At 54.0% G+C, this 17696-nt stretch carries 11 protein-coding genes; all 11 read left to right on the top strand.

What is annotated here, in order from left to right:
• Positions 1 to 209 precede the first annotated feature (209 nt).
• Positions 210 to 1478 (top strand): O-acetylhomoserine aminocarboxypropyltransferase/cysteine synthase family protein, encoded by a 1269-nt coding sequence (locus ACTQ3V_RS06140; RefSeq protein ID WP_441466764.1) that lies wholly within the window; start codon positions 210 to 212, stop codon positions 1476 to 1478.
• Between the two features lie 324 nt (positions 1479 to 1802).
• Positions 1803 to 2213, top strand: coding sequence for an RrF2 family transcriptional regulator (locus tag ACTQ3V_RS06135; RefSeq protein WP_441466763.1), 411 nt, complete (start codon positions 1803 to 1805; stop codon positions 2211 to 2213).
• A gap of 33 nt (positions 2214 to 2246) precedes the next feature.
• Complete coding sequence (locus ACTQ3V_RS06130; protein WP_441466762.1) at positions 2247 to 2792, top strand: NADH peroxidase; 546 nt, start codon at positions 2247 to 2249, stop codon at positions 2790 to 2792.
• Positions 2793 to 3144: 352 nt separating this feature from the next.
• The gene (locus tag ACTQ3V_RS06125) at positions 3145 to 4317 is read left to right on the top strand and encodes a site-specific integrase (protein WP_441466761.1); all 1173 of its coding nucleotides are present in this window, start codon (positions 3145 to 3147) and stop codon (positions 4315 to 4317) included.
• 109 nt (positions 4318 to 4426) lie between these two features.
• Positions 4427 to 5239, top strand: coding sequence for a ParA family protein (locus ACTQ3V_RS06120; protein WP_441466760.1), 813 nt, complete (start codon positions 4427 to 4429; stop codon positions 5237 to 5239).
• Positions 5199 to 6131, top strand: a complete 933-nt coding sequence (locus tag ACTQ3V_RS06115) for a ParB/RepB/Spo0J family partition protein (RefSeq protein ID WP_441466759.1) — start codon at positions 5199 to 5201, stop codon at positions 6129 to 6131. Before ACTQ3V_RS06120 ends, ACTQ3V_RS06115 begins: the two co-directional genes overlap by 41 nt.
• Before the next feature lie 153 nt (positions 6132 to 6284).
• Positions 6285 to 7262, top strand: a complete 978-nt coding sequence (locus ACTQ3V_RS06110) for a phosphoadenosine phosphosulfate reductase domain-containing protein (RefSeq protein ID WP_441466758.1) — start codon at positions 6285 to 6287, stop codon at positions 7260 to 7262.
• Positions 7259 to 8080 carry an LPD28 domain-containing protein gene (locus ACTQ3V_RS06105; RefSeq protein WP_441466757.1) on the top strand — a complete coding sequence of 274 codons (822 nt, stop codon included), beginning with the start codon at positions 7259 to 7261 and terminating at the stop codon, positions 8078 to 8080. Before ACTQ3V_RS06110 ends, ACTQ3V_RS06105 begins: the two co-directional genes overlap by 4 nt.
• A gap of 645 nt (positions 8081 to 8725) precedes the next feature.
• Positions 8726 to 9274, top strand: a complete 549-nt coding sequence (locus ACTQ3V_RS06100) for a TnpV protein (RefSeq protein WP_441466756.1) — start codon at positions 8726 to 8728, stop codon at positions 9272 to 9274.
• A 68-nt stretch (positions 9275 to 9342) separates the two neighbouring features.
• Positions 9343 to 16938, top strand: a complete 7596-nt coding sequence (locus ACTQ3V_RS06095; protein WP_441466755.1) for a helicase-like domain-containing protein — start codon at positions 9343 to 9345, stop codon at positions 16936 to 16938.
• Positions 16935 to 17696 carry a DUF3849 domain-containing protein gene (locus tag ACTQ3V_RS06090; protein WP_441466754.1) on the top strand — a complete coding sequence of 254 codons (762 nt, stop codon included), beginning with the start codon at positions 16935 to 16937 and terminating at the stop codon, positions 17694 to 17696. The genes ACTQ3V_RS06095 and ACTQ3V_RS06090 overlap by 4 nt, the downstream gene beginning before the upstream one ends.

Genomic DNA, 17696 nt, shown 5'->3' with positions numbered 1-17696 from the left:
TCGCCAAGCAGCTCGCTATCCATAATCGCCACTCCAACAACTTTCCCATGAGGCCTCTAGGTTGGTTTTCTCCCTTAGAGTTCTCTGTCCAATATGTTTGACAAACCTACAGTGCGCAAAGTCGAGCAAAGGATGTGCATGCTTGACCGGCTTTTTCCGGCGTGATACAATATCCTTGTGTCAAAAATCCCTGCAAAGGAGTTTTATAGATGAAGATTGAAACCAAATGCCTGCATGAAGGCTACAAGCCTGAAAACGGCGGTCCGGGCGTGATGCCCATTGTCCAGTCCACTACCTATCGCTTCGACTCGACCGCACATATTGCGGGCCTGTTCGATATGCCGACCGAGTTTATGTACTCTCGTTTTGCCAACCCGACCTGCGACGCGGTGGAGAAGAAAATCGCCTCGCTGGAAGGCGGCGCGGCTGCAATGCTGACCTCGTCCGGTCAGGCGGCCAGCCTGCTGTCCATCCTCAATATTTGCTCCGCGGGCGACAGCTTTATCGCGGTTTCCACCATCTACGGCGGCACGATTAACCTGTTTGGCGTAACGCTCAAAAAATTCGGCATCGAGTGCATCTGGGCGGACGCGGAAGCCTCTGAGGAGGAGATTCAGAAGTTATTCAAGGATAACACCAAGGCGGTGTTTGGTGAAACGCTGGCAAATCCGGCGCTGACCGTACTTGATATTGAAAAATGGGCGAACATAGCGCACAAAAACAATGTGCCGCTGATTGTGGACAATACGTTTGCCACTCCGATTCTGTGCCGCCCGATTGAGTGGGGCGCGGATATCGTCATCCATTCCACCACCAAGTACATGGACGGTCATGCGGTGCAGGGCGGCGGCGTAATTGTGGACAGCGGCAAGTTCGACTGGGCGGCTTCGGGCAAGTTCCCGGATTTTACCGAGCCGGACGAAAGCTACCACGGTGTTGTTTACACCCGCGATTTCGGCAATGTGGCCTATATCATCAAGGCGCGTATGCAGCTTATGCGCGACTTTGGCTGCTATCCGGCGGCGCACTCCGCATTCCTGCTCAATCTGGGTCTGGAGACGCTGCCTGTGCGTATGAAGCAGTACTGCGAGAACGCGCTGACGGTTGCAAAGCATCTGGAAAAGTCGGATAAGGTGCTCTCGGTTCGTTATCCTGCGCTGCCGGGCAACGAGCATTACGAGCGCGCACAGAAGTATCTGCCGCTCGGCACGTCGGGCGTGATGAGCATCGACATCAAGGGTGGCCGTACGCCTGCGATGCAGTTTATGGACAGCGTAAAGCTCGCCTGCAACGAGGTGCATGTTGCGGATATCCGCACTTGTGTGCTGCATCCCGCTTCGGAAACCCATCGCCAGCTGACCGATGAGCAGTTGGTCGCCGCGGGCATCGAGCCGGGTCTGGTCCGTCTGTCGGTTGGTCTGGAGAACGTCGAGGATATCATCGCCGACGTTGATCAGGCGCTGGCGCAGTTGGACTGAGCGCAAGCGTTCGGATATTTAGGATACACAAAAAGCAGGTCGCGTTTTGCGGCCTGTTTTTTTATGGCAGCGCATCCTTCTGAAAACCTTAGCGGCTCAAGCGCGCACGAAGATAGGGATAGTGGGAAAATTCATAGACATTTACTCGAATATGTGATATACTGGCGCTGCCGGATAGATTCTGGCCAATGATAAAAAACTGAGCAATTTAATGATACTTTATATCAAATAAAAAAACATATTAAATTTGATAAAATACTATTGACAATTTCGCGGAACAATACTATACTGAAGATGTTCCAATTAGAGAAAGGAAGGAACGGCTTGAGAATCACACATGAAGCGGATTATGCAATTCGCGTGACCTATTGCCTGGCGATGGCAGGGGATAAGCAGTGTGCGAAAGATGTGGCAGAGTCGGCGGGCGTAACGCTGCGCTTTGCACTTAAGATTTTGCGCAAGTTGACCCAGTCCGGGATCACCAAGTCCTATAAGGGCGTGGCAGGCGGGTACGAACTCAATCGGCAGCCTTCTGAAATCTCTCTTGGTGAGATCATTGAATGTATTGATGGGCCGATTGCAATCAACCATTGCTTGGCCAATGAATTTCAATGTACCCGTGTAGGCAACCGGAAGGAATGCGATTTTCATCGTGTGTTCTCCGAGATTAATCGGTCTCTGCGAGAACAGCTTTGTTCCATTACGATGGATCGTTTTCTTCCGTCCCCAAAATAAAATCATTAAAAAGGATATTAGGAGGAAAAAATCATGAAGAAGTTTGTTTGTACCGTATGTGGTTATGTTTGCGAAGGCGAAGCAGCTCCGGCTGAGTGTCCGGTTTGCCATGCTCCGGCTGAGAAGTTCAAGGAGCAGTCCGGTGAGAAGACCTGGGCGGCTGAGCACGTTGTTGGCGTAGCACAGGGCGCTCCGGAAGACATCATGAAGGATCTGCGTGCAAACTTCGAGGGCGAGTGCACTGAGGTTGGCATGTATCTGGCAATGGCTCGCGTTGCACACCGCGAGGGCTATCCGGAAATCGGCCTGTACTGGGAGAAGGCTGCTTACGAGGAAGCAGAGCATGCCTCTAAGTTTGCGGAACTGCTGGGCGAAGTCGTAACCGACTCCACCAAGAAGAACCTCGAGATGCGTGTTGAGGCTGAGAACGGCGCTACCGCTGGCAAGTTCGATCTGGCGAAGCGTGCAAAGGCTGCGAACCTCGATGCAATCCATGATACTGTACATGAGATGGCTCGCGATGAGGCCCGCCACGGCAAGGCTTTCGAGGGCCTGCTGAAGCGTTACTTCAACAAGTAAGAAAGTCTGTATATCCGTGCTGGAATACGCGGAGGGAACGGCGAAAAGCCCGTAAAACCAGCGGTTTTCAGCACAAAAGATACGCAGTAACAGAAATGCGGTTCACAGTAAAGTGTGAGCCGCATTTTTGCGTCTATATGCTGGCTTGGTGAAATCCGTGGGAACATTGTGGGAACATTTCTCTGCGAGGAGAGATTTTCTAAAATGTTCCCACGAAAATGCCGAAAAACCCAGACGCCATGCGGGTTTGCGGGTACTTCACCTAACTAAAATCCGTGGGAACATTTTTTGCCGTCTTTTCAGATGCCTGCTATACTCTCGTTAGAAAATCAATCTATGGGAGGACCCAGAAATGAAAGGTAGCGTCAGAAAAAAGCGAAAAAACGCATGGTCTTATCGTATTGACTTGGGTACGGTCGATGGTAAGCGCAAGCAGGTTGAAAAGGGTGGCTTCAAGACAGAACGTGAAGCGACCAAAGCGATGCAGGATGTACTCTACCACCTAAACAACACCGGCGACTATGTGGAAAACAAGAAAATTTCGTTTCACACCGTCTACGAGGAGTTTATCGAGCGTGAGGGCAAGGCCACCAGAGCCTATGCTACCTTGAAGAAATATGATTCTCTCTATCGGAACCATATCAAGGACGAGTTCGGGCCGCTGTATGTCTACCAAATTTCGGACACTATGATTATCGACTTCTTAAATCAGAAGCGGATAAAGTACAGCGAGGAGTATGTGAAGGGAATGTACAAGTTCTTCAATGTGATCCTTCGCTATGCCCACGACCACAAGTATACGAAAAAGAATGTGATGGACTTGGTACCGCCCCCTCCTGATCCGCGCCATGTGGGTGACATCGTGACTTATAACCGCAAGGAGTTGGAGCAGATGATCGAGCGTATCGAATCCACCCGTTCCAAAATCGCATTCCAGCTTGGATTGCAGGCCGGTCTGCGGGAAAGTGAGTGCTTTGCCCTCACATGGAGTGACATCGACTTTGAGAAGAAAAAGATCAAGGTCTGCAAACAGCTTCTCTATCAGAATAAGCAGTGGTGCTTTGCACCGCTGAAAACGGTCAATTCCTATCGGTCTGTGAATATCACAGCCGAATTTGCCCAATATCTTGCGGACATGAAGATGCAGCACGACGCAGAGCGCAAATTGTACGGTGATGGCTACAAGCGCAACTTCGTGACGGACCGGCGCGAGCCTAAGAAAGAGAAGATCATCGAGGTTCCGGACTTCATCAATGTCAAAGCCAACGGCGAGATGCTGACCACCAACGGTGCAAAGTTTCTTGCCCGTATCATCAAGAAGGACTTGGGTATCCACTTCAAGTTCCATAATTTGCGGCATACCTACGCCACAGTGCTGGCGGAAAACGGACTCAATCCTCGTTATGTGCAGGAAATGCTGGGGCATTCCAAATTGGAGTTCACTCTGCGGTACTACACGCACATCACAGAGAAGATGTCTGATGCCGCAGAAAACGCACTGACGGCGGCATTTCGATTTGACTGAATCGTAATAGTATATAACAACTTCATAGACAGCATCAGCGGAGTATTTCATTTGTTTGAAATGCTCCGCTTTTTTATGCAAAAAATCAGAAAGAAAGGACGGAAAACCTATGCAGACCATCGCAATCGTAAACCAGAAGGGCGGCGTGGGCAAAAGCACCACGGCAGTCAATCTGGGCGCAGGACTTACGCGGCAAGGTAAGCGTGTCCTGCTCATCGACGCAGACAGTCAGGCGAACCTGACCGAGATGCTCGGCTGGCAGCAGCCGGACGAACTATCGCCCACACTGGCTACCATGCTGGAGCGCATCATCTCAGACCGCCCCATCGAGCCGCAGAACGGCATTCTCCACCACAAGGAGGGCATGGACTTACTGCCTGCCAACATTGAGCTTTCCGGCTTAGAGGTGTCCCTTGTGAACACCATGAGCCGCGAAACGGTGCTGCGAACCTATCTGAACGAGGTCAAGCGGCAGTACGACTACATCTTAGTCGATTGCTCCCCGTCGCTCGGTATGCTGACGCTGAACGCACTGACAGCGGCGGATCGTGTCATTATCCCGGTGCAGTCCCATTATCTTCCCGTGAAAGGCTTGGAGCAACTGCTCCGCACAGTGAGCAAAGTACAGCGGCAGCTCAACTCCAATCTGAAGATCAGCGGTATCCTCATCACCATGACAGAGAGCCGCACGAACTTCTCTAAGGAAATCAGCCAGCTTGTGCGGAACGCCTACGGCAAGGCGATACGGGTCTACGATACCGAGATACCGCGCGGTATCAAGGCAGCAGAAATGAGCGCCAGAGGCACAAGCATTTTCAGCTTTGACCCGCGCAGTCCCGTAGCGACCGCCTATGAGAAATTTACGAAGGAGGTGCTGGAGCATGAAAAGTGCCGCGAAAAACATTCAGCTCGCCAGCTATGACGATTTGTTCAAGACGGATGAAGAACGGCAGGCAGACACGCAAGAGCGTGTGCAGAGCCTTCCGCTGGATAAGCTGGAGCCATTCCCGAACCATCCGTTCAAGGTAATAGACGATGATAAAATGCTGGAAACGGTCGAGAGTATCAAGGAACGGGGCGTTTTGGTTCCCATTCTGGTACGCCCGAAAAATGACGGCAATTTTGAAATCGTATCGGGACACCGCCGTCATCACGCCAGCCTGCTTGCGGGTAAGACCGAGATACCGGCTATCGTGCGGGAAATGGACGATGATACCGCGATTTTGCTTATGGTGGACAGTAACTTGCAGCGCGAGGAACTGCTTCCATCCGAGAAAGCCTTTGCGTATAAGATGAAGCTGGACGCGATGAAACGACAGGGGCAACGGACGGATTTAACTTCCGCCCAAATTGGGCGGAAGTTAAATGGCAAAGAGTCAAGAGAACTTCTAGCAGACCAGACAGGTGAAAGCCGCAATCAAATTTCACGCTATATTCGCTTAACTAACCTTGTCCCTGACCTGTTGAACCATGTGGACAACAAGACGATTGCGTTCAATGCAGCGGTGGAGGTGTCTTATCTCACCGGGCCGGAACAGAAAATGCTCTGCGATGCCATTGAGCGCGAGGAGTGCACGCCCAATCTCAAACAGGCGCGACGGCTCAAGCAGTTCAGCCAAGATGGGAAACTGGACGAAAATGTAATAGATGCGATCATGACTGAGGAAAAGCCCATCGAGGACAAGCTGGTTCTCAAAGGTGATGTGCTGGCAAAATATTTTCCAAAAACTTATACGCCGTCACAAAAGCAGAAAGTCATTGTGAAGCTGCTGGAGGATTGGCACAAGCGGCAACTCCGGCAGCAGGAGCGTTAGGCTCTGCATGGGTTTTCCCCTTATAATCCCCTTTCCCAACTAAGCCGAAAGAGAAGAAAAACTTACTGTGCCGAGAAAGAATATTCTTCTTTCGGCCAAGTAAATCCAAGGAGGTTTGCAGATGAACAAGAACAGCTACACGCAGAGGGCTTTATGATGGGCAATGCAGAGAAAATATTCCACGCGGTATCCCTCTCCGGCGGTAAAGACAGCACGGCCATGCTGCTTCTGATGATTGAGCGCGATATGCCCATCGACATGGTACTTACGGCAGATACCGGCATGGAGTTCCCGGAAATGTATGAGCATTTGGCAAAGCTGGACAAGTATCTGTATCGGGAGCGCGGTATCCACCTGACCACGCTCCGCCACCCAAAAGGCTTTGAATACTTAATGTTTGAGGAGGAAAAGCAGAAACCGTCCTCCATCGAAAACCGTCAGCGGTTAGGCGTTCCCCTTTACGGAAACGGCTGGCCCGGTGTCAAAGTTCGATGGTGTACCGGGCAGCTTAAAACCCATCTTATCAACAAAGAGGTCAATCGGCTCAAAGGTAACTACCATGCGCTGCATTATGTCGGCATTGCCGCAGACGAACCCAAGCGGATCAAAAACGAGCAGTATCCGCTGGTGGATTGGGGAATCACAGAGGCAGAGGCATTGAAAATATGCTATGATCGCGGCTATGACTGGGGCGGACTGTATGAGATATATCATCGCTGTTCCTGCTGGTGCTGTCCGCTCCAGCGAATCGACGAATTGCGGAAGCTGCGGCACCATCACCCCGAATTATGGAGCAAACTTCGCAGCATGGATCAGCGAGCCATCGCACAGTTCGGGCATAACCCATTGGGACAATTCAAACAAAATTGGACAGTAGAGCGATTAGAGCAGAGATTTGCGGCTGAAGATGCACAAATCTCTGTTTTTCCATATTCAGAACAGGAGAACGCTATGAATGATAAAGAGAAGCATGATTTGGGAGAGGTCGAGCAGATGTTGAAAGGCACGCCCCCTCGCAACATTTTGATTTCCTTTGACGATAAACCACCGCGCACGCTGGAAGAACTGGCGAAGCAACCGCGACCAAAGAAACACAAAAAGGCCCCGAAAGAGCGAGGTGATGAGCGATGAGCAGACACGATGCAAACCGCCTGACCTACGATGAGGTGACGATTTTCGGCGTACCTGCCCTGTTCACCGACTTGCGTGTTGACCGATCTACCGTGCCGGATGGCGTGTACCGCTACGAAGTCCGGTACAGCGACGAATACGGCGGTGAGCCGGTAGAACTGGCACGCGGTATCATGGTGGACTTTTTCGGCACTGTCCTGACGCGGGAGCCGATCCAGTTACCCATCAGCGGCGGCTTGGAACTGAATGACGGTGATTTGGATTTCCAATCCGGCTGTTTCTCTCTGGCAGAGTTTCAACAGGAATATCCCCTCAGTGAAAAACAGGTCATCAACTTTTTCATAGCCGACGACACAGCGCTGCACGACTTTTGTTACTCCCAGAGTGAGGAACAGGACAAGTCTGCGGGCTGCGTGGGACACCTGCGGGGTGATTTTGGCAGCGGCAAGCAGTTTTATACAACATGGTGGCCCCACCAGCATAACACGCTGAACACGCCGGAGTTTAAGGCCGATATTAACCGCACGGTGAACTGGCTGCGGGAGCAGCCGGATTCTCCGCTGCACGATCTCAATGCCATGCAATTTTGCTATAAGCGATACCGAAATAGCTGTGAGATCAAAAATGCAGTGCTTCCGTCCTGCGCGTTTCTGGTGGAAAGCAAGCAGTATGTGTATATGCTGCGCTGTACGCCGACAAAGGGCGATTATAATTTTTATATGTACTGCTATCAGCGTGCTGCCTTCGAGAAATACCGCGCACAGCTGAAAAACAAAGCGCGCTCCCATGCTAAGAAGCGAGCGGAGCCGGAGCGATAGGAGGTGTTCCCTTGCCGACCAAATTTCAGTTCATCACCGAACTGTACGACCAGACTGTGCAGAGCGTCACCGGCAGCTATCAAAGCTGGACGGGCTTTCTCCGCGCGGCCTGCTATAACTACAAATGTCCCTTCGATGATCAAATTCTGATCTACGCCCAGCGCCCGGACGCTACGGCGGTCCTTGAGATGGAGCGTTGGAACCGTCAGTTTGGCCGCTGGGTCAATCGTGGGGCCAAGAGCATCGCCGTATTTGGCGATGACGGGCAAAACTGCCTGAAACTCTATTTTGATGTTTCGGACACCCATGCGTCCCGTTTTGCCCGTCCGCTACCCATCTGGACGATGCACCCGGCCTTTGAGCCGGAGGTCATCGAAACCTTAGAAGCCACCTTCGGCAACCTGGCCGAAAAAGAAAATCTTGCGGACGCCGTGCGCTCTGCCTGCCACAATGCCGTGGCAGATAACATCACAGACTACCTGCAAGATCTCCGCGACTGCCGCGAGGACAGCCTGCTGGAGGAACTGGACGACCTCAATTTAGAGGTGTTCTACCGGGACGCGCTGGAGGTCAGCGTGGCCTATATGCTGATGACCCGGCTGGGCCTGCGGGCGGACGATTATTTCACCGCTGACGAATTTGCCCATGTCTACGAATTCAACACGCCGCCCACCATCAACGCCCTGGGCATCGCCACCAGCGACATCGCAGAGATGGGCCTGCGGGAGATCAGCCGAACGGTCATGCAGGCTCAGCGGGATCAATTTTTTGCAAACCGCACGAGAATCGGTTATGATGGCCGCACAGAACAACACGAAACACCCCATGAAAGGAGCGAACAGCATGGAGGTCACTTACAGGATGCAGGACGGCTTTCAGGTGCCGAACCTGCTGATGCCGCAGACGCCGGAGGTGCATCTGGGCAAGTACGCGGAGCTGCGGAGGGAGTACCTGAAGAAGCGCCGCAGAGTGCTTTACACCAACCTCAAGACCAGCGGCAAGCTGACGGAGCATCTGGCAGAGATCGAGCAGACCGCGCGGAAGATGGTGGAGCAGACCGTGGAGCGGATGGCGCAGGCCGAGGGCGTGACGGAGGAGCTGAAAGCGACCGATCCCATGCGCTGGACGGGGCTGATGAACAATCTCCGGCACAGCGCGGAGGAACTGGCGCTGACCGACCTGATCTACGCCTGACAACCGAAGAACCCACAGAGGCAGGAAGTGATGAACTTCCTGCCTTTGTCGATCACAGCGGGGATTATGTGCTGCTGGACCGTTTGCGCGCCGACTGTGACTACTTCCTCGGCGCCGGTGGCCGGAGTGAAAAGCATTTGTGGGCAGGCAATGTCCACGCGCAGATCAAAAAAATGCGGGAGCTGTATGACACCCTCCCGGAAAAACCGGAATGGCTGACCGCAGAAGCCATTGACCGATATGCCGCGCAGATGGCCGCACCCTATCAGGTCGCAGCCTATCACCATATTGAAAACGGCTTTGACGATAAGCTGGACTATCAAACGTTGGAAGAAGCGGAGGCTGCGGCGCAGGGCTATGTTGCCGGTACGATGGAGGAAGACGGCTTTGCATACGACGGCGCTGCCGTCTATGACGCCGAAACACACCAGTGTCTCCGCGTCTACGGTGATTACCCGGACGAAAAGGCACAGGAGCAGGCAGCAGCCTTTGCGCTGGAGCATGACACCGCACAGCAAAATGCCGCAGAACTGCCCGCTTTCTTGGATATGCACCTCATTGAAGCGAATCTGCTGGATGACGGCGGGCGCAAGCACAAGCGGCAGGAGATTTTTGAATACTTTCAAGCACACAAGGGCCTTGCGGAGCGCACGGAGTTCTTGAAAAACAGCTACAACGATATATGGGTGGAAGTCCTGACCGACGGTGTTCGGACAGGCTACCATGCCGAGAAAGACGGACTTTTGATGTGGGAGGGCAGCTACCTCTCCCGCACCTCAGAGTCCGTTTTTTCATGGTCGGTCATCACCGAGATGACCGAGGGCCTGATTGAGCGCGGCGAGTACAAGATCAAGCTGGGCCTGCAAAATGCCCCAATCGTCGCGGAGCAGCTTGCCTTATTCGACATGGGCGGCGACGCCCCGGTATACGAGGCTCCAGCAGACGCGCCCTCTGGCATTCTGGCCCCGGCGCGCACGGTGCCGCAGGAGGTCATTGACCTGGCACTCTGCACAGGCGGAAACGAGCCCAACAGCGCGGAGCGCATCGCCGTATTTTATATGCGGGAGCGGCCAGAGCAGGAAAATGAAGAGTTCCTGCACCGGGAGTTCAGTAGGGCGAATGGGCGCGGCATCGAGTACGAGGGCCGCAAATACGCCGTGTGGTTTCTGGAGGACGGCATCCACCTCGCCCAAGGGGACAGCATCCGCACCGGGTACAGCAAAACCGTGATTACATGGGAGCAGGCATCGGCCCGTATTCTGAAACTGCTGGAGGCTGGGACTTATCTCTCTGCCTCCGAACTGGCACAAGCCCCGGACAAGGTGCTGCACGAAGCGATGGACGCGCTTCTGATGACTGCCCGTGACCTGAACGAAGATGGCCGCGCGCAGGGCCTATTCCCGCAGACTTTGGCCATCCATGACCAGCACAAGGGCTACCCAGAGCTGGATAAGGATATGGTGGCGTTCGCAAAAACTGAGGGTGGTCTGCAAACGCTGGCGCAGGAATATCATGCTTTTCTGGACGCTTATGCCCAAGGTAACGACATTATGCATTGGAGATTATCCGCTTACAACACCCACCGGATCGGCGTTGTGCTGGATGGCCTCTCCTACCCGGAACGCAGTTTCACCACCCAACCGAGCTTCCTGCGGCAGTGCAAAATGTTCATCACACGGGATGAGATCGACCAGTTCTTCCTAAGAGACAGTGTTGATAGACGACTGGCGGTGTACTCCCATTTCTGTTATCCCCACACGCCGGAGGAACACCAGAAATTCATTAAGAGCCAGTTTGGTGAGTACAGCGGTGGCGGATGTGCGGGTTACAATCACAGCAAGACCCATAAGGGATTGGAATATGTGCGGGACTACGGATTCAAAAAATATGATACCGTCCATCTGACCATCCCCAATGTGGTCAAGGAGTATGAGCGCCTGATCGCACAGAAACGATTCCCCGGCGAGGATGCTATCGCAAAGATCCCGGAGTATGAGCGGAGACAAGTTGCGCGGGCCATTTACTCCAGTCTGTACAATGCACCGGACAATGTGCCGCGTCCCTATTACATGGGCATGGATTATTATCAGGCAGTACCGCTGATCGAAGAAGAATTGCAGGATAGGTCTACTGCAATGTGGCTCATGGACGCATTGAATGCCCGTTTGGAAGAAATGCAGAAAGATGACCGCAGCTACAAGTCTGTTCGTGAAGCCAAATATCAGCTCATTGCCTACTTAGATGGCACCTTCAGCCTGTTCAACCACCGGCATGATGCTCCTCAGCAGGAACGCAGCTTTGCGGAGCAGGTCGCAGAGGATGCAGAACGGCTTGCCGCAGAGCAGCCGTCCGCCTATGAGCGGTTCAGCGTGATCGAAACGGACGACGGCTACGCCGTCTGGGACGATATTCGGGACGAAATTTATGTTGACAGCGAGGGCGTCCGTGAGACCTTCCCCAGCGAGTGGCAGGCTGAGGATTATCTGGAGCAGGTCAGAAAGGCGGTCAGCGAAAAGGAAGCGGCGGAATGGCTCTATGTGGAGCGCGCCAAAGACACCGCCGCAGAGCAGCCGGTCGAGCCTGCCACGCAGCCAGCAATCACCGACGCAGAATTTGCGGCACAAAATCTTGTTCCCGGTGAAACGATATTTGAGATCGACGGCAGGACCTTCCTTGTGGATCGCGTGGATACCGCGCACGGCGTTGTCAACTTTCAGGACATCACCTTTGTCCAAAAGGTCGGCTTTCCCATCTTCCGCACGGAACCGATCTCCTTTGTTCGGAAAATTGTGGAGCAGGCGGACCCAGCTGCGCTGGCCCCGCCGCAGCCGCAGACGGACGAGCCGCCTGCGGTACTCACCCCGCCGAAAAAGAAAAAGCAAAACGCGCTTGCCTATCCGCTGGACGCGGATGGCCGGAACTACCGCATCACCGATGACCATATCGGAGAGGGTGCGCCGCTGGAGCGTTTTCAGCGCAATCTGGACGCAATCCGTACCCTGAAAACCGTGGAGGCGGAGAACCGAGCCGCCACAGCGGAGGAACAATCCGTGCTGGCACAGTATGTGGGCTGGGGCGGTCTTGCCGATTTCTTTGACGAAAAGAACCCGCGATACAGTGAGCTGAAAGAGCTGCTGACCGATGCCGAATACGCCGCCGCCCGCGAATCCACGCTGACGGCGTTCTTTACGCCGCCTGTGGTCATCCGCAGCATCTATGCCGCCCTGGGGCAGATGGACTTCACGCAGGGCAACATTCTGGAGCCGTCCTGCGGTATCGGCAATTTTCTCGGTATGCTGCCGGAAAGCATGAGCGGCAGCAAGCTCTATGGCGTGGAGCTGGACGATCTGTCTGGCCGCATCGCCCGCCAGCTTTATCAGAAAAGCAGTATTGCGGTGCAGGGCTATGAGAAAACCGCCTTCCCGGATAACTTTTTTGATGTTGCCATCGGCAATGTCCCCTTTGGACAGTTCCATGTAGCGGATAAACGCTATGACCGGCTGAACTTTCCCATTCATGAGTATTTCATCGCCAAGGCGCTGGATCAGGTCAGACCGGGCGGTGTTATTGCCGTTGTGACCTCCAGCTACACCATGGACAAGCGCACCGCCAGCGCGCGAAAATACATCGCGCAGCGAGCGGAACTGCTGGGGGCCATCCGCCTGCCCAACAATGCGTTCAAGGCCGCGGCGGGTACCGAGGTTGTTTCAGACATTCTGTTCCTACAAAAGCGGGAACGAATGGTGGATATTGAGCCGGAATGGGTGCATCTTGCCACCAACGAGGACGGCATCCAGATGAACAGCTACTTCATCGACCACCCGGATATGATCTTGGGCGAGATGAAGATGGTGTCCGGGCCGTTCGGCCCCACGCCCACCTGTGAGCCGTACCCGGAGCAGCCGTTGGAAGCGCTGCTGGCGGAGGCCGTTCAGAATGTCCACGGTGAGATCACCGCTTATGACCGGGAGGAAGAATTGGAGGGCGAGGATCATTCCATCGAGGCCGATCCCGCTGTCCGCAATTTTTCCTATACGCTGGTGGACGGCCAGATCTACTACCGTGAAAACAGCCGGATGAACCCCGTGGAGGTATCCAAGACGACGGAGAGCAGAATCCGCGGCATGATCGAGCTGCGGGACTGTGTGCGGACGCTGTTGGAATACCAGACCGAGGACTATCCCGATGAAGAAATCAAGGCGCAGCAAGCCAAGCTGAATGCCCTCTACGATGCCTTTACCCGGAAATACGGACTCATCAATTCCCGCGGCAACGCCATCGCGTTTGACCAGGACAGTTCCTATTTTCTGCTGTGTTCACTGGAAATTCTGGACGAGGACCGGAACCTGAAACGGAAGGCTGACCTGTTCACCAAGCGCACCATCCGCAGCCACAAACCCGCTGAAAAGGTAGATACAGCGGTGGAGGCACTGGCGCTGTCCATCGGCGAAAAGGCCCATGTGGATATGGAATACATGGGGAAGCTCACCGGCAAGGACGAGGAGACGCTGTTTTCTGAGTTGACCGGCGTGGTGTTCCTGAACCCCGCTTACACCGGCGAGAACGATGGGCATGAGAAATACCTGCCCGCAGATGAATACCTCTCCGGCAATGTGCGTCAGAAATTGGCGGTTGCTCAAGGCAAGGCGGAGCAGGACACGCAGTATCAGATCAACGCCGAGGCATTGGCGCAGGTGCAGCCCACCGACCTCACCGCCAGCGAGATCTCCGTCCGGCTGGGCGCTACATGGCTGGACACTGAATATGTGCGCCGATTTATTTTTGAAACGCTGGGTACACCCCGCAGCGCACAATGGGGCATGAAGGTCCACTATTCTAAAATCACCGGTGAATGGCGCATCGAGGGTAAGAGCAAGGATCGCGGCAATGTCAAGGCCATTAGCACCTACGGCACACAGCGCATCAACGCCTATGAAATCATCGAAGTTACCTTGAATCTGAAGGATGTCCGCATTTTCGATTATGTGTACGATGACGATGGCAGGAAAACCGCTGTCCTCAACAAGAAGGAAACCGCCATCGCCCAGAGCAAGCAGGAACTCATTAAAGATGCCTTTGCTGAGTGGATCTGGAAAGACCCGGACCGGCGCGAAGCCATCTGTAAGACCTATAATATTCTGTTCAACAGCAACCGCCCCCGTGAGTATGATGGCAGTCACATCAGCTTTTCAGGCATGAACCCGGAGATCACGCTCCGCAAGCACCAGGTCAACGCCATCGCGCACATTCTCTACGGTGGAAATACGCTGTTGGCACACGTTGTCGGTGCCGGCAAGACATTTGAAATGGTCGCGGCGGCGATGGAGTCAAAGCGGCTGGGCCTGTGTCAAAAATCTCTCTTTGTGGTGCCCAACCACCTGACAGAGCAGTGGGCCACTGAGTTTTTGCAGCTCTATCCGGCAGCGAACATCCTTGTCGCTACCCGCAAGGATTTTGAGACCAAAAACCGCAAGAAATTCTGTGGCAGAATCGCCACCGGCGACTATGACGCCGTTATTATCGGGCATTCGCAGTTCGAGAAGATCCCTATGAGCGTAGAGCGCCAGCGGGTCATTCTGGAACAGCAGATCGACGAGATCATGGTGGGGATTTCCGATGCCAAGCGAGAAAAAGCCGAGAACTTCACCATCAAACAGATGGAGAAAACCAAGAAGGGCCTGCAAGCCAAGATCGACAAGCTGAATGACCAGAGCCGCAAGGACGATGTGGTCACCTTTGAGGAATTGGGTGTTGACCGTATCTTCATTGATGAGAGCCATTATTTCAAAAATCTCTTTCTTTACACGAAGATGCGCAATGTGGGAGGTATTGCCCAGACCGAAGCGCAGAAATCCAGCGATTTATTTATGAAGTGCCGCTACCTCGACGAGATTACTGGGGGACGCGGCATTGTCTTTGCCACCGGCACCCCCATTTCCAACAGTATGGTGGAGCTTTACACCATCCAGCGTTACTTGCAGATGTCGGCGCTGGAGGAACAGGGCTTGCAGCACTTTGACGCATGGGCGGCGAACTACGGCGAGACCGTCACCGCAATCGAGTTGTCTCCGGAGGGTACCGGCTACCGGGCCAAGACGCGCTTCGCCAAGTTTTATAACCTGCCAGAGTTGATGTCCGTTTTCAAAAATGTGGCGGACATCCAGACGGCGGATATGCTCAAGCTCCCCGTGCCGGAGGCGCATTACCACAACATCGCCCTGAAACCCTCCGAGTATCAGAAAGAGATCGTGGCGTCGCTGGCGGAGCGCGCTGAGAAAGTCCGCAACCGCGAGGTGGACAGCAGCGTGGACAATATGCTGATGATTACCAACGATGGCCGCAAGCTGGCGCTGGATCAGCGACTGGTCAACCCCATGCTTCCCAGCGATCCCAACAGCAAAGCCGCCAAGTGCGCCGAAAATGTGTTTGAGATCTGGCAGCGCACCGCTGGCCAACGCTCCACCCAAATGATTTTTTGCGACCTCAGCACACCGAAGGATGACGGCACCTTCAGCGTTTATGATGATATTCGCGCGAAATTGCTGGAATTGGGCGTTCCCGAAAACGAGATCGCCTTCATCCACAACGCCAAGAGCGAGGTACAGAAGAAAGACCTGTTCGGCAAAGTGCGGAGCGGTCAGGTGCGTATCCTGCTGGGCAGCACCCAGCGCATGGGCGCTGGCACCAACTGTCAGCAAAAACTCATCGCACTCCACCATCTCGATTGCCCGTGGCGTCCGTCCGACCTTCAGCAGCGGGAGGGCCGCATCATCCGGCAGGGCAATGAAAACCCGGAGGTAGACATTTACAGCTATGTCACCGAGGGCACCTTCGATGCCTACTTGTATCAGTTGGTAGAATCCAAGCAGAAATTTATATCGCAAATTATGACCAGCAAATCGCCTGTCCGCTCCGCCGAAGATGTAGACGAACAGGCGCTTTCTTATGCCGAGATCAAGGCGCTGGCCAGCGGCAACCCCATGATCAAGGAAAAGATGGATCTTGACATTGAGGTGTCCAAGCTGAAGCTGCTGAAAGCCAACCACCTTTCTCAGAAATACGCGCTGGAGGACGCCATCAGCAAGGGCTTTCCGAAGCAAATCGCGGAAGCACAGGAACGGATCACCGGGTATGGCGCGGATATTGCCACGGTCAAGGAGAATACCCATCCCAATGAGGACGGCTTCTCTCCGCTTACACTGGCGGGCGTCACCCATGCCGACAAGAAGGAGGCGGGCGCGGCGCTGCTGACCATGTGCCAAACGATGCTCTCCCCGGAGGCGACACAGATCGGCAGCTATCGCGGCCTGACACTGGAACTGTCCTTTGATACCTTCGCGCGGGAATACCGCCTGACCATGATCGGGCAGCTCCGCCACACGGTCACGCTGGGAACCGATGTGTTCGGCAATTTGCAGCGCATGGACAATGCGCTGGAGGGACTGCCCATCAAGGAGCAAACCTGTCGCGAGCAGCTTTCCAATCTGCAAACGCAGCTGGAAACTGCAAAGGTAGAAGTACAAAAGCCGTTCCCCCGCGAGGCAGAGCTGAACACCAAAACGGCACGGCTGGAGGAACTGAACGCCCTGCTGAACATGGATAATAAAGCGCCAGAACCGGTGCAGGAAGAAAAATGCAAACGCAAGGAGGAACTTGAACGATGAATACGACCGAAGAACGCGCCCAGATGCTTTATGACAAGGCGCTGACCGAACTGAACACCTATCTGGAGGATATGAAAACCAAACCGCCGCAGGAGATTATCAACAGTGCCTATCAAATCGTGAATAAGCAGGACTTGCTGATGATTTTGGAAAGTGCGGAGTTTACGCCAGCGGAACTCAATGTGCTGAACGAACTGGAGCATCCTCTGCAAGTGATGTATGAGGAATGGCTGCCTGTGGAGGACAGGCACATGGAGGAGCTGCGCGACTCTGTACAGAGCTATCTCGACACTCGCCTGCAACATCGGGCAGAGAAACTGTACGCTGACCCGTCTGTGTTCCGTTACGAAGGCTCGTACTCGGAAGCACGCGAAAAGGGCGAGGTACATCTCTACCGTGCCAACCGAAAACGTGACCGTGCGTGTATCGACGCTTTCACAGAGAATATCAGCGATGCCAACGAAGCGCGTAGGATGCGCGAGTTCGTGCAGGAGTGGACACAGGAATTTGGACATGACCGCTGTAAATTTCTTCTTGGATACACGGTGCAGTGCGCCGACTGGGACGGACGGTACTCTGCTGCATCCAAGCGTGAAGCCGCCAAAACGGACTATCACATTACGCCAGAACATGATCCGTTTTCGGAGTTCCACACGAACGCGCATCCCTGCCTGGTAAACTATGCTTATGAATTGCTGATTGAGCAGGAGCGTGACAAGAAAAAAAACGCACCGAAGCACGACGAGCCGGAGAGGTGA

Source organism: Candidatus Agathobaculum pullicola, from assembly GCF_052117205.1.
GTDB lineage: Bacteria > Bacillota > Clostridia > Oscillospirales > Butyricicoccaceae > Agathobaculum > Agathobaculum pullicola.
The sequence above is the reverse complement of the archived record's forward strand: the minus strand, read 5'-3'. Positions and strand labels throughout refer to the sequence as shown.